This is a genomic window from Flectobacillus roseus (assembly GCF_030056595.1).
GTDB classification, from domain to species: domain Bacteria; phylum Bacteroidota; class Bacteroidia; order Cytophagales; family Spirosomataceae; genus Flectobacillus; species Flectobacillus roseus.
Map to the genome: position 1 here is coordinate 123,849 of NZ_JASHIF010000023.1, position 23,058 is coordinate 146,906.

Below are 23,058 nucleotides of genomic sequence, written 5' to 3' on the forward strand. Positions count from 1 at the left end.
ATAAACGGCGGTATAGAGTATGATAAAATAGCTAAATTTTACAGCAAACCGCCCGAATCATTTACACACTCGTCTCGAAACCATTTCAATCAAAATATAACTTTGTCTTTTTTCGCTAGTAAATGACAGCATGTTAAATGACAAATGATTGTTGTAAAAAGATAGTAGTACATTTTCTGTTGTTTTATAATAGTAAAATGTTGATTACCTTGTAGTTGTCTTAGCTAAAGGATGTCTATTTTGTGATTCAGAAGAGTAGTTAGTGGGGGTAGAATTAATTAATCGCAGCAAGGAATGCCGTAGAGGCAACAATAACAATGAACACGCTAGTACAAGAATGTGACCTATTCACAGTCGAAGAGCTCGTATCGACCAAGCTTTCATTTCGTCCATTTTTACGACTACTGAAAGAATACGCCAAATCCTCTGAGGGAATTCTCAAGAGGATTTATGAAGAGGTATTGAACCAGTTAGAACAATACCCTGAACTTCACGAGCCTATTTATGATACACAAATTTTACAGAAATACCCAGAGGTTTTAAGTTTACTCAAAACCGTTATTTTTCCTTTGCTTTCAGAAAACGACAAGGAGATTTTTGCGCTGAGCTATCCTTTTCATATTCGCTTTTTTTACTATTCGGAAGCATTTGAAGATATTTTTATTGATAAAGATTCTGGAAAAATTTTGGTCAAAGAATCGGAACATATCCAAAAACTCAATAGCACCAAATTGCACCATGCATACAAATGGATTTTAGGCAAATATTATGGTATTAAGGTTGATACGGAAGAGGAAGTTCCCTATTCGTTTTTCAATAAAAAAACAGGATTATTGACACATTATCTTGTCAAGCCAGATAAACGCTTTTTGGATGTTAATTACATAGGGACTGAACCTTTACCAAAACTTGAGAGTGGCTTGGTGTGCGATGGTAAAAATGAAATTATCGATTTAGAAACACTTCAAACTTTATTACCACTTCATCAATTTGAATTTGAAGGATTTGGCTTAATCACTGTAAAAGACATAACTGCCGAAACTTGTCTACACGATATGAAGAATATTGTGCTCAAAATGCCTTCAGAAAAAGAAGAGGTTAGTTACAGTGCCCTCAGCGAAACGATAAAGGTACTTTTAGGAACTGCCAATATCCAAGTAAACCTCATGCCATACTTGCGGCTCAATGATACCTATGTCAACGCTCATGAGTATCATCGCAGCACGATGTTGATTACGCCCCCAGTTTCAAGTATTTATTATGAAGAATTTCAAAAAGCCTATGACAAATTTTTACAATATCCTCATGTAGTTTTTATTCCAAATTTACTCAAAGAAGAAACCAGTATTGCGGGTTATTTAATCGAGCAAGGATTTAAAAGCTATTTAATGTACCCGATTCAGTCGCAAGACCGCATGCTTGGGGTATTGGAAATTGCCTCGTCCAATGTTTCGGAGTTATCGCATGATTCGCTCAATAAAATCAACAGCGTATTGCCTATTTTGGAGCAAGCGCTAGACTATCACATCAAGAATTTTGATGATAAGATTGAACGATTGATAAAGCAAAAATTTACCTCTTTACAGCCTTCTGTTGAGTGGAAATTTAATGAAGTCGCATGGGAATATCTCAAAAACAGAGCAACCACCAAACAGCCCATGGGTAATGTGGTTTTTGAAAAGGTATATCCTTTGTATGGCGCTGTCGACATTCGTAATTCATCTATTGAAAGAAATAAAGCCTTACAACAAGATTTTATGGAGCAGCTTCTTCTGATTCAGGAAACCTTGAATGTATTGCGTAATGAATTTGTGTTGCCTTTGTTGGACGAATTGAATTTTAAAAATGATGGTTTTATTCAAAAAATTGCTGAAGGTATTTTGCCTGATGAGGAAATGAATATCAACTTTTATTTTGAAGAAGAAATACAACCTATTTTCAAGCATTTACAAGGTGAAAAAGGCAAAGCGAGCGATGCTATTGCAGCCTATTTTGCCAAGACTGAAGCATTTCATCAACATATTTTTACGCATCGAAATGCCTTTGAAGATAGTCTGACTAAAATCAACGCCACGATTAATAATTTTCTGGAAGAAGAAAGGGAAGTTTTGCAAGAGGCATATCCCAATTATTTCGAAAAATATAAAACGGATGGTGTTGAATACAATATCTATATCGGACAAAGTATTGCACCAAACAAACCTTTTAATCCGCTGTATTTGAAAAACTTACGATTGTGGCAATTGATTTCGATGGCCAAAATTGTAAAAATGACAGAGGATTTAATTCCAGAGTTGCCTGTGCCTTTGCACACGACGCAACTGATTCTAATTCATAGCAATCCAATTGATATTAGTTTTAGAAAAGACGAACGCCGTTTTGATACAGAAGGAGCTTATAATCTTCGTTATGAGATTATGAAAAAGCGTATTGATAAAGCTTTAGTAAAAAATACTGGCGAACGATTGACGCAGCCTGGCAAGATAGCCATGGTATATGCCAATCATAAGGATGCTGAAGAATACGCCAGTTATATTACATACCTTCAAAGTAAGAATATCCTTTCTGGTAAGATCGAATACCTCGAATTAGAAGAGATGCAGGGTGTTTACGGACTCAAAGCTCTGAGAGTAGAAGTTTAGGTAAGATTTTGGCAATATGTTTGATATATGCTAGGAAGCCCGTAATTTTAATTTTCTGAACGTTAAAAAATCATGATAATAGCATAAAATTTGCTAGAGTATTAGAAGTGTGTTTTATCGCAATATTTCTGATGTTTTAATGTTGATGATTGGGTTTCCTGGCATTCCTAGTTTTTGAACTATTGCCCAATTTCAAAACTTACTTTTATGAAATTACTTTCAAGGTATCTTTTATTATTCCTTACTTTATCGAGTCTTTGTTTTCAAAGTTACTCACAAGCTCCTACGCTTGATTCCGACGAGCTATTCAAATTAGCTCGCAATGCTGCATTTGAACAAAAAAACTATCCCCTTGCCGTTTCGTATTGTCAGCAGGCTCTCAAAAAGAGTCCTGATTATCAGGACATAAGAGTGTTTTTGGGGAGAATATATATTTGGACAGACAAGACAGATAGCGCCAGAGCCGAGCTTGGACAAGTACTTGCTGCTAATCCCAAAAATAAGGAGGCGCTTAGTTCCATGATTGACTTGGAATATTGGAACGACCATCCCCAAGAGGCGCTCACTATCTGCGAAACAGCCCTAGGATATTATCCAGACGATACGGAGATATTACTTAAAAAGGCAAAGGCCTTAAAAGATTTGAAAAAATTTGATGAGGGTCTTTCCATCGTAAATGGTGTAATCAAGCGCGAACCTCAAAACACAGAAGCTCGTACTTTGGCGGGACGTATGCAAGATAATTCGAGGCAGGTGTTTGCAACTTTGTCGTATGATTTTTTCTATTTTGATAAAAATTATAATTCTTCTCTACACGAACAACCTTGGCACTTAACTAGTATTTCTGTTAGTAGAGGTTCTCAAGTTGGTTCGTTTATTGGGCGCGTTACTCATGCCAAACGCTTTGGTGACGACGGTATCCAGTTTGAACTTGATGGCTATCCTCGCATCAGCAAAACCTTCTATACTTATGTCAATTTTGGTTATTCGCCTAGTTTACCTGTATTTCCAACATTTAGAAATGGTTTCTCATTATACGCCAACTTACCCAAAAGCTTTGAAGGGGAGATTGGCTATCGTTACTTAAAGTTTTCGGACGAAACATGGATTTATACGGGGTCACTTGGTAAGTACATCGGTAATTATTGGTTCAACCTCCGTGCATTTTTAGTACCAAGCAATAGCGATATTTCACAGAGTTATACTTTTACTACACGATATTACTTTGGTGGTTCGTTTGATTTCCTCTCTTTAGGCATAGGATCAGGGATTTCGCCCGACGAAAGCCGCAACGTTTTGTTGGAAGGCGGAAGAAAACTCAATACTTTCAAAGTAAACCTTGGTTACAGTAAAGTATTTAAGGAAAAAACAACGCTAGGACTCAGCGCTTCTTGGTTTAACGAAGATTTAAGTCAAAGAGTCAACGGTAATCAATTCGATATTGGCATTAGCATTCGCAGAAAGCTTTAGGTAAAATGAAAAAAATTTCTTGGATTAAATTAGTATTGCTCGTAATCATTAGCGCACCGATTTGGATGTGGTTGGCATGGTGTCTAACGCCAAAAAGAAAAATGGTTGTGGCTACTGTCGATAAGACCGTTCTCACGCCTGATGGACAGGAACATATCTCTTTGATTTGGATGCTTAAACATAAGCGTTTCACTAAGACCAGTACCAAGTTGTATCAAATTAGTGATTACTTTGGCTTTTTTCCGAAAGACGACCAAAAGTATCAAGTAAAAGGTTTAGAACGTTTTTCGAGTTCGCAGTTGGAGCAACTTAGTAAGGATTCAGATGTAGCATTTTTCACTGACACTTATGGTATTTATCGTCAGGAATGGTTTGCTGGTAAAAGTCAGACCGAACGTTCTGGAATTTTGTATGGAGGAATGTCTGATCAAGATTTGACTCTGCTCAAAAATATGAAGCAGCAGAAAAAGCTTGTCATGATGGAATTTAACGATATTAATTCGCCCACTGCATCCCATATTCGTGAAGAGTTTGAACGTGATTTTGGTGTACAATGGACAGGTTGGATAGGGAGGTACTTCGATTCGCTCGATACCACAGTGAACGTTGAGTTACCTAGATGGTTGGTGCGCAACTATATCAAGCAAAGGGGCTCATGGCCATTCAAGAAATCAGGCGTTGCATTTGTGTCTGAAAAAGACCAAGTGGTGGTATTAGAAAACGAAAGACATCTCACTAACGAAGTTCCTTTCATGATAAGTACCCAAGAGGGTCAGGAAGAATATGGCTTGCCAGAAAGCATCAAATATCCTTATTGGTTTGATGTATTAAAAAGCAACCCCAAAATGAATAAGGTAATGGCATATCATCAGGTGTATGCCAATACCCAAGGAACAAAAGAACTCCAACGTTATGGAATTCCATCAAAATTTCCTGCCATAATTATTCACAAAGGCGATGATTATCACTTCAGTTATTTTGCTGGAGACTTTAGTGATAACCCTATCGGAATGTTTTCAACCTACTTTAAGTGGATTGAGTATGTTGTACCCATGTTAGTGCATGACGAATCAGTCTCAGAGCGAAAAAGTTTCTTCTGGGACGTATACAGACCTCTTACAAGCAAAATTTTAGAGGATTACTATAAGGAAAAGGTGTATCCAAAGGCAGAAATTAGGTAACGGTTTGGAAATCTAGCAAAAAAGCAGTAAAGTTATCCTTTGAAAAATGAGGTAAACCTAAATCACGCTAGATTTACGAGTAAAATGCAAAAAAGAGAAGCACTTAAACTTTCTGAATCGGAAAAAAAGCTGTTACAAGAAACTTCGATGTATCATCCGAAGCCAGAGGTTCGTATGCGTTGTCAGGGGCTTTTGTTGAATGATTTTGGAATGAACCAAAAAAACGTCGCAAAGTTCATGAATATTAGTGAGAATACATTTGTGAATTGGAAAAAAGCATGGTTGTCGGAAGGACTCAATGGTTTGATTAGAAAAGAAGGACAAGGTCGAAAACAAATCATATCACTTGATAATCCTCAGCATTTGGAGGTAATAGAAGAAGCCCTCAAAGACGAATCTATTAATTTGAAAGCTTTACAAAAAAAGCTTTTGCAAGAATTAGATATTTCCGTAAGTATTGATACGGTGAAGAGACTTGTTAAAAATCGATTGGGAAAATAGGAGAAATTCTTAAACAAAAAGGTTCTAAAACATATCGTTTTAGAACCTTTTTGTTTAATGGCTATTTTAGACGAACTGAGTCGGGTAGTAATTTAGTCCCTTTCAGAATTTTTTCATTTTTCTGCTTAAATATATCGAAGTTGGCTTTTACCGCCGACTGTGCATCTTTTTCTGGACTCAAAGTCATCGACATATTTGGTCCAATTTGATATAAATCTGTCCCATTCAATACATAATCGCCGTAAATGAAGTCAATCATCTGTGCTTTAGTCATCATCAATGGATAAGAGTGTACGTTTCTAAACTGTCTGACTGTATCGATACCCGTACCAATCCAGTTGGTAACCAACGGTTTAGCAACACCATAATTCTTATTCATAAAAGCTGCAATAGTTGGCGCAATATCAAAGTGAGTCGAAATAGATTCAAATTTTACTGAGCGCTTTAATAGCGGCGAATAAATAATCAATGGTACGTGAAAACGGTCAATTTTGGTCGCCATCGGAATTTCAGGCATACGGTGATCGCCCGTGATAACGAAAATGGTATTGGCAAAATCTTTACGCTTTTTATATTTCTCAAAAAACTCACGAATAGCTTCATCTGTATATATCACCGTTGACAGCATTTGTGTATAATCTTTAGCATTCTGTTGCTGCGATGGCGTCATTCTAGCCTTTGGACTTTGACTATATTGCAATAGTTTTTGGGTATAAATACTTTGATTATTAATTAAGAATGGACTGTGTGTGGACACTGTCAAGATAACCTGAAAACTTGGCTTGCTGGTCTCATTGGCATTCACATCAAAGTATCGTTTAAATAAACTTTTGTCGTCATATCCCCAAGTGAATGATGAACTAGATTTAGGTAATTTGAGATATCCCGAGCCTGTAAAGGTTGGCTCGTCATTCACTTGGTCGATACCTTCTTTTTGCAAAAACAGCTTCATATTGTCAAACTTGCTATCGCCACCATAATAAAATGCAGTATGGTAGCCTGCGCGTTTCATAATACCAATCAATGAATTATTGACAGGCATATTATTACCTAAATCATTGAATCCACTTTTTCCAAAGGGTAGCGAACCTAAAATAGAGGGAAGTACCGCAAATGTACGTCCCCCCTCACTCAAGAAATTGTTCCAATACAAACTTTTTTGCGACAACGAATCAATAAACGGGGTGTAGTTACCCAAATAAGCACCTTCACCCGTAAAAGCCCTACCAAGGCCTTCTACCAACAGAAATACGATATTAGGTTTTTGAGGAGATTTATTGAAGAAGTTGCCCAATACATCTTGCGTTGAATCGATTCTCAAGAAAGGATAATTGTTTTCATCTAAATAATTTACCTTCAAAATTTCGTTATTTCCACCAAGTAAAGCACCCCCAATTCCTAAGTAACTATCTGCATAAATATCTACTTCGTCGTCGCTAGCAACAAAATAATCATACGATGAATTAGAAAAATAGAGGGACTTGTTGTAAGTCAAATAATTGTCAAACTCATTACTGAATTGATGACTTGGTATTTGTAGTTCTGCATCAAAGTAATACACAACAAAGGCAAGAGCCCAAATTACTAAAGGAATAATAAAACGATGTATTGGAGCTTTTTTGGTTAATGTTTGAAAAAGTAAAAATTGTAACGACACAATCACAATCATTCCAATAATGCCGAGTACAGGTACACCTGCTGCTCCTACAGTTTGTTTAATATCATCCAGCGAATAGCTGTATAAATCGGCTCCAAGAGGTACTAGGGATGTCATAAAATATTGCATCAAAGACAGATGCAATAGCGTTAAGACAGAAATAACTACCCAAGTAATAATTTTGGCAATATTGGGAGATATAAATAGTAGTGCTTGATGGATTAGTCCTAAAAAGACAATAGATTTTGAAAAATATATGAAATCATACAACGAGCCTCTAGCCCATAAAAAAATGAGTGAGTCGCCAATATTTTGAGTCGTACTACCGTAAATCAATTCGATAAGACGGATAATAAAAATGGTAAGAAACCAGCCAAGGGCTAAGTTTCCAAACTGGTTTAACCCAGCCTTCTGAAGGTCAAGAAAAGTTCTTTTTTCTAGTGATTCGCTCATGCTTAAATATAATTCTATCAAAAAAAATGTAATCAAAATTTTATGCTACAAATAAAATACCGAAATTCGAGTAAAACCTATTTGGAATGATTTTTGCGCTGATAATTTTAATTCTTCGTTAATTAAAGTAGTCAAATATAAGTTTTTTGATTTTCTTTGTAAAATAGCTGAAGGTGCTGTTCGATTTTTATGATAAAAAAAGTAACGCTCCGCCAATTTTAGCGTATTATTTTTATCCGTGTTTTATTTGTGATGTTTGATTAAAATGAGCTTAGAATCCTTTCCTTTTCATCCTAGTTTCGACAAAGAGTACATTGCAGAGTTATTTGACAACGAGGCTTCATATTTTCTCGAAATAATGGAGTACTTTTTTAACAACATTCCTACAGAAATGTCTGAATTGAATGAGACCTTTGCTAGTGGTGACAAACTAGGTTTTGCCAAAAAACTGCATAAGATGAGTTCAATGTTGGGATGTGTCGGGCAAATTGAATTTAGCCAGCTTTGCAAAGAGGTCGAAAAAACCTTTCTACAAACCCAAGAATTTATTGTTCCTCAACAAAAGATGATAGAGGATCTTCAAGAGCTTTTACTTCATATTCAAAACGACTATGACAAAATTAAAATGCTTACTGATGAAGCCCAGTAAATGAAGGTAAAATTCAATAAAACTATTATTCGGTAACCGATAAAATAAATATTAACCCTAGTTTCACGATACTTAGGGTGTATTAGACCCAATTTTGAATAATCATGAAAATTCTAATTGCTGAGGATGAATCACTGTTGTTAAAATTACTTGTTGATAAGTTTAATAGAGAGAGCTTTGAAGTGACAGGTTGTCAAAATGGCTTAGACGCTATTGATTTATACGATGAGGTTCAACCTGATATTGTCATAACTGATTTACAAATGCCGTTTTCGGGTGGATATGAGCTCATTTTTCATATCCGTAAAACTCGTGACGCTCAAACTCCAATTATAGTACTTTCAAGTACGAATGTAGAGGATAAAATCGTTTCTTCTTTGGAACTTGGTGCAAATGATTTTGTTGAAAAACCCTTTCGTTTCAATGAGTTAATCATTCGTGTTAAACGACTTCTAGGAACTTCCGTCTAGGTATTCCCTAGTAAGTTTGATTATATTTATTGCCCTTTCTCTCAAAATTTATGAACAATATACCCGCTCATATTCAGCGACTTATATTTATTATATTAGTCTTTGCTACAATCTTATTGATTGTGGATTTGGTTATTATAATAAGCATATTGAGTGAAAAAATAAGTGCCAAAAGAAACGCAAAAAGAAGGTCAGAAATACGAGAAAAAATACAGCAATATATTACAGCTTGGCTCATGGAAGAAGACTTGAATATTCAAGAATTCATGAGCAAGGAAATTGCCAACTACTTTTCGAATATTCAACTGAAATTCAAATTGTTTAGAGAAATTCTCTACGAGGAAATATTCAATGCCAATAAAGTTTTGTTGGGCGATGATCAAAAAAAGATAAAAGAGTTATATACCTTTTTTGGTTTTGAGCAAAAAATTAAAAAGGAATTCTTTCGATATAAATGGTATAAGCTTGTCAATGCGACCAACGACCTTTTAGCGATTAAGGCTTTGGAAAATTCGACTATGTTTACTGAATTATTAGATCATCCTAACCAATTTGTACGTTTGGTGGCAATCAAGGCCGAAATATCAATGGGCGGAGATCAAGTAGATATTCTATCAGAAATTCATTTTCCACTTTCAGATTGGGAAATGTACGAAATTATCAGTTTTTTGAAGAGAAGCCAGTTTAAGCAAATCCCAAATTTAAGTAAATTGATTAATCACGAATCTATTACGCTTAAAATATTGGGATTGAAGCTCGCTAATATTTTTCAAGAACTTGATTTGGACATGGATGCGGCGTCGTTTGTAGTACACCCCAATCCAAAAGTAAGGACTGCTATCATCGAATATCTTGCAGAGTGTGGTGGAAACGATTACTTGAATGAATTAAAGCGAAGATTTGCTACTGAAGAAGAACCTGTGAAAATCGCTATTCTAAAATATGTATCCTTGCACGGAACCGACGATGATGTTCCATTTATATTCAACAAATTGAAAGATGCGTATCCAGCTATTCGAGTAAAAGCTGCCGAAACGCTTCAAAACATGAATTCTAATAGTATGTCATTTTTATCGTATCTTGAGTCAAACGGTGATAAATCAGACCAAAAATTGGCTATTCATGTGTTAAATAAATTTTAATCGGATGCTAACATTCTTCTCTTACTTTATACAATTTGGTTTGTTTTTGTACTGTATGATGATTTTTACATCTTACATTCTCATGAGCGTTCGGTCATGGAAAGTACTGAAGCATCACAAACAAGCAAATCTCAATATTGATTTTAACGCTTTTCGTCAAAACCCTTATCTTCCATCTATTTCAGTTGTAGCCCCTGCGTATAATGAAGGAGTCACCATTGTGGAGAATATTCGCTCCTTATTATCACTGGGTTACAATAATTTAACTTTGATTATTGTCAACGATGGTAGTAAAGATGATACCCTTGAAAAAGCAATTAAATTTTACGATTTAGAGAAGGTTGATTATTACTTCGAATACCGTTTGCCTTGTAATGAAATCAAAGCGATTTATAAATCAAAGAATAAAGCTTTTAAAAAACTTATTGTAGTTGACAAGGCTAATGGCGGTAAAGCCGATGCCCTCAATGCAGGAATTAATGTTTCCTATTCTGACTATTTTGCCTGCGTTGATGTTGACTGTTTATTGGAAGAGAATGCTTTTGAACACTTGATTTACCCTGTTATTAATAGCCACAAAGAGGTTGTTGCAGTAGGAGGAATTGTTTGGCTTAATAACGACGCTGAGGTATATCATGGTCACATGGTGAAGTTGCAAATTCCCAATAAATTTCTACCAAGAATTCAACTGATAGAATATTTTAGAGCTTTCCTTCTAGGACGTACAGCCTGGAGCTCTATCAATGGGCTTTTACTTATTTCAGGAGCATTTGGTATTTTTCATCGTGAACGTGTGATTGAAGTTGGAGGCTATAATAAGAAAACGGTTGGAGAGGATATGGAGCTGGTGATTCGCTTGCATAAGCTGATGCTCAATAATAAAATACCTTACGAAGTTGCATACGTTCCTACGCCGCTTTGTTGGACAGAAGCCCCCGTGACAAAAACCATTTTATCTCGCCAAAGAAATAGATGGGCGCGAGGAACGGCTGAATGTTTGATGCTTCACAGAGATATGATTGGACGCAAAAAGTATGGTATAATTGGTATGTTGAGTTTTCCATACTGGTTAATTGCCGAATGGTTTGGACCATTTATCGAAGCTTTCGGTCTGATTTTCACCTTGGTGATGATTCTATTGGGCTATATCAATATATACTTTTTTGTAGCTATGCTCGGGTTGGTATTTTCCATGTCATTATTCTTTTCGATATTGGCTATTCAGGCTCAAGAGACATTTTTTAACCGTTATTCCGAACCAAAAGAGATTGGTCGTTTATTTATTACCGCTGTTTTAGAGCCGTTTATTTATCACCCTCTCACAGTATATTGGGCTATAAAAGGCAACTATGATTTGTTTTTCAAGAAAACTCACTCTTGGGGCGAAATGACTCGTACAGGTTATGCTCCGGCGACTGCTCCCAAGAAACCATAACAAGAACTAAGCACTTATTAAGGGGTTGAATATGGCTTTATAAGCTATTATTCAACCCCTTATCTTTTATATTCTTGATGGGATTCTATAAATTTGCAGTAGAAGCAAATACCTTAACCCATGAAAACGTATCAAGAAGAAATAGAAGAACAAGAAAACAAACAAGCGGCCTTCTGGTGGACGCTTGGGGTTGGTGCTATTCTATTCTACCTCTCGTTAAAAGTGTCTGTTTGGAATAGAACTTCGAAAACAGTAACCCATGAAACACCTAAAATTTCATTTGCTACGAATGAATTAGAAGAAGCTCCCTTCAAAAACATCATTGAACATAACAAAAAAATAAAAGAAGCATCGGGTCCTGCAGCACCAAACAGGGAGAATCGTAATGCATCAGGAGCAGAAACATCCTATGCTAAACCAAGTCCTTATAAAGCTCCTAGAGCAAAATTACCAAGCTCTACTACTGACCAAAAAGGCTATAGTCCCGAACCTAAAGCTTTTATGCCAGATTATGGTGCCTCAAAGGGGGAAGGACTTGAAAACGGCCTAGACCGCTTTTATTTGGCTCAAAAACCTGTATTGACTGATAAATCGGGCGAGGTTGGTAAAATTATATTTAAAATCACCGTGAATGAAGTAGGACAAATTAAGAGCATTCGTGTTAAATATAGCAATCTAACGGAAGCTACTACCAACATTTACAAAAAAGATATAGAAGATGGAGCAGTATTTCTGCCTCATCATATTAAAGGGACATCTATTGCAGAGAAATCTTCTGGGTTGATGACTGTTCATGTCAATGTGAGAGGTAATGCTCAATATATTTTATGATATTCATAAAATATATTCATCAACTAACTATAGTTTTATTAGTTTAAATAAAATATGTATTTTTACCATTCTGTATATGTGTCTTTGATAGACTCTACACGTATCAAGTATGTATCCTATAACAAATTAATTTGTATTGTGCTCAAGTTGACCTTGTGATGGCACTTCTATAAAACTATAAATCTGCAAGCCCTAAGTAGTAAGTTTCGTCTATCGCCAGTAGCGAAACACTGTAAATTTCTGAATACCAGACAGCCATAACCTATTCCGAGTGGGTTGGGCAAAAGGGGTCTTTGTTCACTTACAAAGATATTGTTGGGTACATTACCTCAATTTTTACGTAACAAACTACTTATGAAAATACCACTCTTACCAAGTAACGAATCTGAGCGACTAGAGGCACTAAAGAGTTATTATATTCTCGATACTTTACCAGAAAGAGATTATGACTCTATTACCCAAATTGCGCAAGAGATTTGTCAAACTCCGATAAGCCTTATCAGTTTAATTGATAAGGATAGACAGTGGTTTAAGTCTGCTAAAGGAATCGACATAGCCGAGACACCCAGAGATACATCCTTTTGTGGACATACGATTTTGAACCCCTATGAGCCTTTTATTATTGAAAATACCTTAGAAGATGATCGGTTCTATGACAACCCATTCGTCACTAGCGAGCCTGGGGTACAATTTTATGCGGGTATTCCACTAGTAACTTCTAAGGGATACGCACTAGGTACCCTTTGTGTAATAGATAACAAGCCTCGTTCGTTAGCTGATGATCAAATTGAGGCCTTGAAAGCTTTGGCAAATCAAGTGACGAATCAATTTGAGCTTCGAAAAAAAACAATTCAATTAGAGAAGATTAAGGAAGATTTAGAAATAAAAAACCAAGAATTAGAGCAAGCAAAACTACGTCTGGAGGACGCACTCAAGGCAAAATCGGTGTTCTTATCGATGATGAGTCATGAAATTAGAACTCCTTTGCATTCGATTCTTGGTAATATACATTTGCTTTTAGAAGAGCAACCTCGCAAAGAGCAGGAAGCTCCATTAAAAGTATTGAAGTTTACTGGAGAAACACTTTTATCTATCATTAACGATATTCTTGATTACAGTAAGCTGGAAGCGCAAAAAGTACAAATTGAGCAAATACCATTCAACTTGGTTGATTTGCTCAACAATATTGTAGAAATAAATTGGCATCGTTCGAAAGAAAAAGGGAATACAATACAACTAGATTTAGATGCCAATATCCCAGCATTTTTGGAAGGTGACCCAACTCGCTTGGTCCAAGTAATTAATAATTTGGTATCCAATGCTGTGAAGTTTACCAAAAATGGCCAAATTACAATAAGAGCAAAGGTCGAAAACAAAACTCATAACCATGTAGATGTCAAGTTTGAGGTAATAGATAATGGCATTGGTATTTCGGAAGAATCTTTACCTAAGATATTTGATGAATTTGCTCAAGCGTCTATTATCACTACACGCCAGTTTGGTGGTACTGGTCTTGGACTTGCTATTATCAAAAAGATATTGTTACTGTTTAATAGCGAAATACATGTTGAAAGCAAACTCAATCAAGGTTCAAATTTCTATTTTACAGTTGGTTTCAATATTGCTCAAAATCAAACTTATACTACCAAGGAATTAACAGATTTTGATTTTAATGGGTATAATATTCTAGCGGTAGATGATAATGAAATCAACCTTAAAATTATTGCTAGAAATTTACTTAAGAAGGGAATTAAAGTGGATACATGTGCCTCTCCATATGAGGCTCTAAAACTCGTTGGAGCAGAGAAATCGTACGATTTAGCGATTATCGATTTGCAAATGCCAGAGCTAAACGGATTTGAACTGACCAAAGAAATTCGCAAAATAGATCCTAACTTGACCATTATAGCAAGTTCGGCCGATAATAATGCCGAAACCATCAAAGAAGCTTTTGCAATAGGAATGAACGATTATCTATTGAAACCGCATACAGCAGATGAGTTATATTTGTTGCTGGCCAAACATCTTAGATACCAAAATGACCATATAATCAATACATAGTTGTATCTTTGCTAAAATTCATATATTTAACGAAATTCGTATTGTCAATTACGAATTTCGTTAACTTCTACAGAATAAATCTTATTTTCTCCCATTAAGCACCGTTCTGCGATATAGTAGGTAGAATTTTTGCTTTACTATTGTATGCCAACTTTAAGACAAATCGTCTACCCGTAACTCTATTAAAGTCCCTGTTTCAGAGACTTATCAATAAAAAATATACTTCTTTTTACTCTATGTTAATCATATAGTAAATCCTTTCCACTACTGATAAATTTCCTAAAAGGACCACAATTGAATTTTTGATTTGAGTAAAACCACACTGTGTTATGAGAGCGATCCGAGAGCCTTGGAATCGGGAAGGATATTATGATATCCCTAACTTTTGGGCATGGGATTTGACGAGCAATACATTTTCTATTTCAGATAATGTGAATGCGATTTTATCACTGCCTTCCCAAACAATTAATAATTTGGATACATTGAAGAGCCGTTTATTTTCGATAGACACTAAATGGTTAGATTTCAATATAGTAAAGGAGTTAACAAAAAATGAAAACTATTTTGAGCAAAAAATAAGACTTTATAACGCTGAGGGGAATTTTCAATTTTTTCAAATTAACGGGTATGTTGAGCTAAGAGATGCACTCAACTATGCTGTATTGGTGAAAGGAACTTTTACGCATATTTCGTACTTGGTAGAACACCCTGAAAAATTACCACAGCCTCCCGTTCACAAAACAGAATTTGAACTTATAATCAAAGGAATCGAGGCTGGTATATGGGATTGGGATTTGCAGTATGATACACTTTGGTGGTCGAGTAAATTTTATGAATTACTAGGCTATCAGGATGGAGAATTTAATACATCATTCAATACTTTTTTCAACTCGCTTTTACATCAGGACGATAGAAGAAAAGTCGAAAAACTTCTCGAAGAGCATCTTTATCAAAGGAAGCCTTACAAGACCGAAATTAGATTGCTTTGTCGATCTGGAGAATATAAATGGTTCCAAACTTCGGGACAAGCACTATGGAACTCAGAGGGGAAACCGATCAAAATGGCAGGTTCTATCATTGATATAACTGAAACTGTCAACCATAGAAGTGCTTTGTTAAAGAATGAATTTCTGTTGAATGAGTCAGCCAAGTTGGCACGAATTGGTGCTTGGGAAGTTGACCTCATTACTCAGGAAGTATATTGGTCAGAGAGCACAAAAGCTATCTATGAATATCCTTCGAATTTAAAAACGCCTAGTCTGCAAGAAGCATTATTGTATTATCCAGAGGCTTCAAGAGATATTTTTAGTAAGGCATTTAATGAATCAATCGCACTAGGAAAATCTTTTGATATCAGCTGTGAGTTTTTAACCTACGCGCAAAATAAAATTTGGGTAAGGGTTATAGGAAGTCCACTATTCGATATTCAAGGTACTATTATCGGCGTTCGTGGAGTAATCAAGAATATCGATGAAGAGAAACAAAAAGAACTTTTTTTACAAGATTCTTTAAAAATCATTCATGAACAAAACAGGAAATTGGTAAATTTTGCCCATATTGTGTCACATAATCTAAGGTCACATACTGGCAACTTAGAAATGGTAAGTAATTTCATTGAAGAATGCGACACCGAGTACGAGCAAAGGCTTTTATTAGATAACGTAAAGCAAATATCTAAGCAGCTCAGCGAAACAATCGCTCAACTCAATGAAGTATTGGTAACACAGTCACAAGTTCAACAACCGAAAGTTAGAATTTGCTTTGATGATATATTGACGAAAGTCAAAAGTATGATTCAAAGCGAGCTAGTTCTCAGTGGAGCACATATCAAAAGCAACTTTACACGCTGCGAGAGTGTCTACTACATACCAGCCTATTTGGAAAGCATTCTGATTAATCTTCTTTCCAATGCAATTCAGTTTCGGAAACCCGCAATGTGCCCAGAGATTACTCTTTCTTCTTGGATTGAAAACAATAAAATCATATTACAAATTGAGGACAACGGCATGGGTATTGACCTCGAGAAGTATAAATACAAACTTTTTGGTATGCATCACACCTTTCATAAACACACCAGTGGCAAAGGTTTTGGGTTATTTTTAATCAAAAATCAATTGGATTTGATGGGTAGTAAAATTGAAGTCGAAAGTCAAGAAAATATTGGTACAACATTTAAGATTACATTTTAATGAAGCCTGTAGAAACTATTTGTGTCATAGATGACGACAACATCTATGGATTTTGGGTAAAAAAATTATTGGTCTCCAAGAACTTTTGTAAAAGCTTAAGCATTTTCGAAAATGGTTTGGCAGGTTTCAACTATTTCAATGAACTAGTCGTAGGAGAGGGCGTAATTCCAGATTTGATATTACTGGATATCAATATGCCTGTAATGGATGGATGGGAGTTTTTGGAAGAGTTTTCCAAAATCAAAAATAAATTTGAGAAAGAGATCCCGATATATGTCGTGAGTTCGTCGATCAACCCAGCCGATATAGAGCGAGCCAAAGGGTTTGAAGAAGTAAGCGGATTTATTACAAAGCCCCTTACGTTCGACAATTTGAAACAAATCAAGTTATTCCAAGATTAAATTGAGAAAAGGGTATTTTTAGCGAAATACCCTTTTTCTTTGTAAAATAGTTCTATATTTAAAAAGCCAAAAACCTACCATTGAATTTAGTACGAATAAGCAATCTTAATCTTGAATAATATGCTCAATAGTGCACAAAGACCTACCAACGAAATCAAGCATTTCGTCCTAAGCTCCTATTTTGGAGATGGACTTCGTATCACCTTTGGGGTTCTTTTTCCTAGTCTTTTCATGCTCGAATTTGATAAAATCAATATCGGCATGACGATTTCCTTGGGTGCCTTGTGTGCGAGTGTCGTGGATTCACCCGGTCCAATCGTACATCGACGTAACGCCATGCTTACCACTACAGGCATTGTTTCGCTAGTAGCCTTATTAGTAGGGTTTGCCAATCTTTCGATCCCGATTCTGGGATTAATGATTACAGGATTTAGCTTTTTATTCTCTATGTTTTATGTCTATGGACTTCGTGCAGCCGCTATTGGTACGGCAGCGCTATTGGTCATGACATTGAGTATTGGAGATATTCGTCCGCTTCATGAAATCATGTTGCACCCTGTTTATATCCTAATTGGAGGACTCTGGTACACGGCACTTAGCTTATCGCTTTACCGAATTATGCCTTACAGAATTGCACAGCAATCTTTAGGCGACTCGATAGTAGAGGTAGCAAAGTTTATGAAAATTAAAGCGGCCTTTTATCGTGAAGGAGTCGATTATGACGAAAACTATGAAAAGCTTATTGAAACACAAATCAGTGTAAATGAAAAGCAAGATGCGACACGAGAAATGCTTTTTAAAACTCGCGAGATAGTTCGAGAATCAACACAAGAAGGACGTTTTTTGGTCGTAGTTTTTGTGGATATTATTGATTTGTTTGAGCAAATCATGTCAACCTTTTATAATTACCAACACCTTCATAAACAATTTGATAGCGTCGGTATTCTCAAAAAGTATGAGGATATTCTAACACTTTTGGCAGATGAATTAGAAAAGATTGGCTATGACCTCAAGATGGGTACAACTCCACATCTTTCGCCAATCATTCCACGAAAGCTTCAAGAACTACATCTTGCTGTATTGGATTTGGAAGAACATGCCGAAGAACATGGATTTACGGCACTGAGTATTGGCGCTTTGAAAAACATTGAAGTCAACATCAAGAATATCTTTGCGAGATTAAAAAAGATTGTCGGAAATTTTAAAAATAGGAAGAAAAAGACGCTTAATACCAGTGATTTAGCTACAGATCAATTTATTTCTCACCAAGAATTTGAACCTAAAATCTTTAGAGAGAACCTTACCTTTGATTCCGAAATTTTTAGACACTCTTTACGTGTGGCGCTAGTGATGCTGGTTGGCTTTATCATTGCACAATCTTTTGAGTTTTTGCACAGCAATTGGATTTTGCTCACGATTATGGTAATTATGAAACCAGCTTTTAGCCTAACTAAGGAGCGTAATTACCATCGTCTAATCGGAACTATTGTTGGTGCAATTTTCGGTTTGTTGATTCTGTCCTATCAACATAACAAAAATGTGTTGTTCGCCATTTTGTTACTTTGTATGCTTGGTGCGTATAGTTTTCAGCGGAAAAACTATGTGGTAAGTGTTTTGTTTATGACACCATTTATACTCATTCTTTATAATTTTTTAGGAATGGGAAATATTTCGATATTGGAAGAAAGAGTCATGGATACCTTTATTGGTGGGGGTATATCCTTTATTGCGAGTTATTTTTTATTTCCAACTTGGGAAAAAGAAAAGTTACAGAAAGTACTAATAGATATGTTGGAGGCTAATTTAGAATATTTTAGACAAGTAAGAGGCTTATATCTGGGTAATGAGTTTCATTATTTGCCTTACAAATTGGCTCGCAAAGATGTATATGTCAAAACTGCCAACTTGGCATCGGCATTTCAGCGAATGTTTTCTGAACCTAAAAGTAAGCAGACGAGTATTAAAGAAGTTCATAAATTTTCGGTATTGAATCACCTTTTTGCCTCTTATACTGCCACTCTTGGGCTTTATGTGACCGAACATTTTGACCAAATCCCAGATTTTCATAATCTACAAATGGTAGGGGATAACACCGAAAAAATATTAGCATTAGGCATAAAAACGCTTCAGGGAGAAGAGGTCGATTTGACAGAAATTCAATTAGTACAACTCAAAAATACGGTTCGAGATGATGAAGAAACGGTCTTACTTATCCCTGAACAATATATCAATCTTCAGAAAGCGGCCTTAGATATTTTGAAGATTACCACAAAAATTAAATTGTAGAAAAGTAACGGCATAGATTTTGTAAAACGTACAGCGTAAATATGTTTGACGACCTATTACTTATTGAAATTTGATTGGTGTCAGAACATATCTAACGCTGTTATAGGAATCCTCACTTCGGTGGGGATTTTTTATTTTAATACGACTCATTAAAAACATTTTATCGGAAGAATATCAAATCATACTTAGAAAGTCCCTAAAAATCAAGGTATTTTAAACATAGATTACCTCAAAATGAAAATTTGTTCACATTAGAAAAAGCAGATAGACAGCATAAAATGTAATCATACTTTTGTGGCCTCAACAAAACACATACACGTTTATGCTCACGTTTACTACGTCAAAAAATTTCTCAAACCTTGTCAAACACTTACAGACTTTCCTTATTTTTTCTGTATTGTTTATCTCATTTAATTCATTTTCACAAGGTACGGATGCAACGATTTTAGGAAAAATCACTGATGAAAGTGGCGAAATTATGCCAGGTGTTTCAGTGAAGGTTCGCAACGAATCGACAGGTTTTCAAACAGGAACGGTTACCAATGCACAAGGGGAGTTTCAACTTCAACAATTGCCACTTGGTAAACCTTACTCGGTTACAATTTCATTTGTGGGATATCAAACTACAAAATTCACAGATTATGTTTTGAACCAAGGCGATAAATTGAGAGTGAATGCTCAATTAAAGCAAAGCAATACAGAACTGAAAGAAGTTGTAGTAAGCGCCAATTTTGTCAACAAAGAAACCGAACGTGCTGGAGCTGCTATCGCTGTGACCTCTCTTCAGATGAAGCAATTGCCCATGGAAGGACGAAACTTTACGGCACTAACGGCATTGTCTCCACTCCAAGGTAAAAATGGTAGTTTTAGTGGTCAGCGCAGCTCGGCTACCAACGTTACGATGGATGGGGTAAATGCTCGTAACATGTACAGCAATGGCGCAATCGGTAATGGACCTTATACGATTTCACAAGAAGCAATTCGTGAGTATCAGGTTTCAACAAATAACTACGACGTTACACAGGGTCGTCAAGGGGGAGGTTCGGTGAATGCTGTTACCAAAAATGGTACAAACAAAACAGAAGGATCTGCCTTTTTCTTCCAACGTGCCAATCAAGCTACCTTATTAGGAAATAAGCTTTTCCCTTTGGCTAGTGAGTACAATATCAACGGAACTCCTCGTACTACAGTTTTTGATCAAAAGCAATATGGATTCTCTTTAGGTGGAGCGCTTGTGAAAGATAAACTTCACTACTTCGTAGCTTATGACCGTCAGACAGAAACGATTCCTTACCAGATTGCACCAGTATATGACCAAACACAAGAACAAAACTTTGGTATAACTAAGGAAAATTTGGATAAGTTGATTGAAGTAGCAAGGGCAAAATACGGCATGAAAAATACCCAACAGTATGGAGATTTCTCCAGACAAACAGAAGCTAACGCACTTTTTGTTCGTTTGGATTGGCAGATTAATGATAAAAACAAACTTACTTTCCGTAATAACCTTACTACTTGGTTTAGTCCAAACTCGTCGACAGATAACTCGAATATTAACTTACTCGAAAGTTGGATTGGCTTTAAGTCTCAAGAAAATAGCTCATTAGTTTCGTTACGTTCATCGTTGAGTCCAGACATCACCAACGAATTGAAAGTGCAATATCAAACAGTTGCGCGTGATTATATCGTAAATGATGATTTGCCAAGTGCCAATATTCCTAGAGCAATTATTACAGTACGTTCTGTAATTCCAACGGCTAGTAATCCGAGTGCGACACAAACTAGAACCGTACAGTTTGGTGGACAACGTTTTGGTACTGAAACAACAAGAGATAAAACGATCCAATTAGCCAATACGACCTATTTGCGCAAGGGTGCCTTCAACTACAAATTCGGTACTGACAATATGTTGACGTTTTTGAATTCAACAATTGTAAACGAAATGAACGGTCGCTTTTTCTTCAATAGCTTACAAGATTTTATTGACCAAAAGCCAAGTCGTTATGCGAGAGAAGTTCCATTGGTAAATCCAGCTGTTAAACAATCATTGCTTGACTTAGCACTATTTGCTCAAGTTGATTTTAACCCAACACCAAATTTGAGTGCAATGCTTGGTCTACGTTATGATGCTACTATTTTCTTCCGTCAGGGCGATGCCAATCCTAAGACAGAAACAAGTTTAGGAATCAAAACAAACAATACTTTAGCGGATTACAACAATATTCAGCCTCGTTTTCAATTGACTTGGGACGTAAAAGGTCGCCAAAAAGATATTGTTAAGTTGGGTGGTGGTATTTTCTCAGCACAACCAGTTTCGTACTTGCAATTGAACAATATCCAAAACAGTGGAACAATGGTAGGCTCAATTGACATTTCAGGTGCTGGTGTACCATTCCCAGATTTTGTTTCGTATCGCAACAATCCTGCTACTACCCCAGGCATTCCTGCAGGAGCAAGTTATGTATCTACAATCAACGCAGTAAGCAAGGATTTCCAAGTACCTTCTATTTACAAAATGAACCTTTCGTACAATAGATTTTTCAACGAAAGATTTAGAGCTGGGGTAAACTTACTTTGGTCAAAAACTGTCAACAACTATGTGTATTATGACAGAAACATCGTTGACGAGCCTTATTTCAGATTGAGTAACGAAGCAAACCGTGGTGTGTACGTTCCTGCTAATACCATTCCTGCCAATGGCTCAACTGACTGGACACTAGGTAGAAAAGACAAAAACCTTGGTCGTGTATTAGAATTAGAGTCGACAGGTGTATTAGACCAATACGCAATTGTGTTGGATGCTAGTATGAAAATCGGTCATGATGGCTATGTGTCGGTAAGTTATACGAAAAATGACACGAAGGACAATACCTCTTTCAACTGTTGTGTGGCGAACACATCTACCTTCAGACCAGTAGTAGACGACCCGCGTGACAAAACTGTTTCTTATTCTGATGACCAATTCTCAGATAAATTAGTGATTTCAGCTGCTACACCAAGCGTAAAAGGATTCCAATTAGGTGCTATCCTCAATGGTGTTGGAGGAACTCGCTACTCATTCATGGTAGGTGGTAATAAAAGTTTGAATGGTGACTTCGTATTAACAAACGACTTAGCTTTTGTATTTGATCCAAATAATCCAAGCGTTCCAGAACCAATCAGAAAAGGTATTCAAGGATTATTGGATAACCCAGAAGTAACGGAAAGTGTTAAAAACTATATCAGACAAAACATTGGTAAAGTAGCAGAGCGTAATGGCGGTGTCAATCCATTTTACTACACAGTTGATTTACGTTTAACAAAAGATATAAAAATTCTTAGTAGAACACTTTCTGTATCTGCTGACTGCTTCAACTTCATGAACCTTTTGGATAAAACTCAAGGTGTAAGTTATAACCATGGTAATATCAACTTGGTAACGATGACTGGTTTTGATCAAACTACAAAAAACTATACTTACACCGTTGAAAGTGGCGCTGGTCGTAAACAATCAACAGCTGGTGGAACGCCTTGGCGTATTCAACTTGGTTTAAGATACGCATTCTAGTGGGTGTGAATTATGAATTATTAATCGTGAATTGTGTACTCATCATATCTTACCAAGTTGTCAATTTGACTTTAAGATTAAAATCCTGATAATTAGATATTTATAATCACAATTCAGCACTAATACTCCTTAAGGCTGTTAGG

General features: G+C 36.1%; 15 protein-coding genes. 14 read left to right on the forward strand and 1 reads right to left on the reverse strand.

What is annotated here, in order from left to right:
- The first annotated feature begins 317 nt into the window (after nt 1-317).
- The 4 genes from QM524_RS21960 (at nt 318) to QM524_RS21975 (ending at nt 5,794) form a co-directional block, all read left to right on the forward strand.
- The gene (locus QM524_RS21960; RefSeq protein ID WP_283346239.1) at nt 318-2,642 is read left to right on the forward strand and encodes a hypothetical protein; all 2,325 of its coding nucleotides are present in this window, start codon (nt 318-320) and stop codon (nt 2,640-2,642) included.
- Nucleotides 2,643-2,849: 207 nt separating this feature from the next.
- A complete protein-coding gene (locus QM524_RS21965) occupies nt 2,850-4,112 on the forward strand; it encodes a YaiO family outer membrane beta-barrel protein (RefSeq protein WP_283346240.1) in 1,263 nt (420 codons plus the stop codon).
- Nucleotides 4,113-4,117: 5 nt separating this feature from the next.
- Nucleotides 4,118-5,293 carry a hypothetical protein gene (locus QM524_RS21970; RefSeq protein ID WP_283346241.1) on the forward strand — a complete coding sequence of 392 codons (1,176 nt, stop codon included), beginning with the start codon at nt 4,118-4,120 and terminating at the stop codon, nt 5,291-5,293.
- Nucleotides 5,294-5,377: 84 nt separating this feature from the next.
- Nucleotides 5,378-5,794: a helix-turn-helix domain-containing protein gene (locus tag QM524_RS21975; RefSeq protein ID WP_095168220.1), complete on the forward strand. Its 417-nt coding sequence runs from the start codon at nt 5,378-5,380 to the stop codon at nt 5,792-5,794.
- Between the two features lie 61 nt (nt 5,795-5,855).
- On the opposite strand, the gene QM524_RS21980 is transcribed toward QM524_RS21975, so the two are convergent.
- A complete protein-coding gene (locus tag QM524_RS21980) occupies nt 5,856-7,904 on the reverse strand; it encodes an LTA synthase family protein (RefSeq protein WP_283346242.1) in 2,049 nt (682 codons plus the stop codon).
- Between the two features lie 265 nt (nt 7,905-8,169).
- On the opposite strand from QM524_RS21980, the gene QM524_RS21985 reads away from it, so the two are divergent.
- The 10 genes from QM524_RS21985 to QM524_RS22030 all read left to right on the forward strand — a co-directional run bounded on the left by QM524_RS21985 (nt 8,170) and on the right by QM524_RS22030 (nt 22,915).
- On the forward strand, nt 8,170-8,553 hold the full coding sequence (locus tag QM524_RS21985; protein ID WP_283346243.1) for an Hpt domain-containing protein: 384 nt from the start codon (nt 8,170-8,172) through the stop codon (nt 8,551-8,553).
- A gap of 104 nt (nt 8,554-8,657) precedes the next feature.
- The gene (locus QM524_RS21990) at nt 8,658-9,023 is read left to right on the forward strand and encodes a response regulator transcription factor (protein ID WP_095168227.1); all 366 of its coding nucleotides are present in this window, start codon (nt 8,658-8,660) and stop codon (nt 9,021-9,023) included.
- A 50-nt stretch (nt 9,024-9,073) separates the two neighbouring features.
- The gene (locus QM524_RS21995; protein ID WP_283346244.1) at nt 9,074-10,165 is read left to right on the forward strand and encodes a HEAT repeat domain-containing protein; all 1,092 of its coding nucleotides are present in this window, start codon (nt 9,074-9,076) and stop codon (nt 10,163-10,165) included.
- Between the two features lie 82 nt (nt 10,166-10,247).
- A complete protein-coding gene (locus tag QM524_RS22000) occupies nt 10,248-11,600 on the forward strand; it encodes a glycosyltransferase family 2 protein (protein WP_205749570.1) in 1,353 nt (450 codons plus the stop codon).
- Nucleotides 11,601-11,720: 120 nt separating this feature from the next.
- Complete coding sequence (locus QM524_RS22005; RefSeq protein WP_283346245.1) at nt 11,721-12,431, forward strand: hypothetical protein; 711 nt, start codon at nt 11,721-11,723, stop codon at nt 12,429-12,431.
- Nucleotides 12,432-12,785: 354 nt separating this feature from the next.
- Nucleotides 12,786-14,492: a GAF domain-containing hybrid sensor histidine kinase/response regulator gene (locus QM524_RS22010; RefSeq protein WP_283346246.1), complete on the forward strand. Its 1,707-nt coding sequence runs from the start codon at nt 12,786-12,788 to the stop codon at nt 14,490-14,492.
- A gap of 329 nt (nt 14,493-14,821) precedes the next feature.
- Entirely contained in the window at nt 14,822-16,681 is a 1,860-nt protein-coding gene (locus tag QM524_RS22015; protein ID WP_283346247.1) for a sensor histidine kinase, read from the forward strand.
- Complete coding sequence (locus QM524_RS22020) at nt 16,681-17,082, forward strand: response regulator (protein WP_095168241.1); 402 nt, start codon at nt 16,681-16,683, stop codon at nt 17,080-17,082. The genes QM524_RS22015 and QM524_RS22020 overlap by 1 nt, the downstream gene beginning before the upstream one ends.
- A 120-nt stretch (nt 17,083-17,202) precedes the next feature.
- Nucleotides 17,203-19,368 (forward strand): FUSC family protein, encoded by a 2,166-nt coding sequence (locus tag QM524_RS22025; protein WP_283346248.1) that lies wholly within the window; start codon nt 17,203-17,205, stop codon nt 19,366-19,368.
- A 322-nt stretch (nt 19,369-19,690) separates the two neighbouring features.
- Nucleotides 19,691-22,915 (forward strand): TonB-dependent receptor, encoded by a 3,225-nt coding sequence (locus tag QM524_RS22030; RefSeq protein WP_283346249.1) that lies wholly within the window; start codon nt 19,691-19,693, stop codon nt 22,913-22,915.
- The last annotated feature ends 143 nt before the right edge of the window (nt 22,916-23,058 follow it).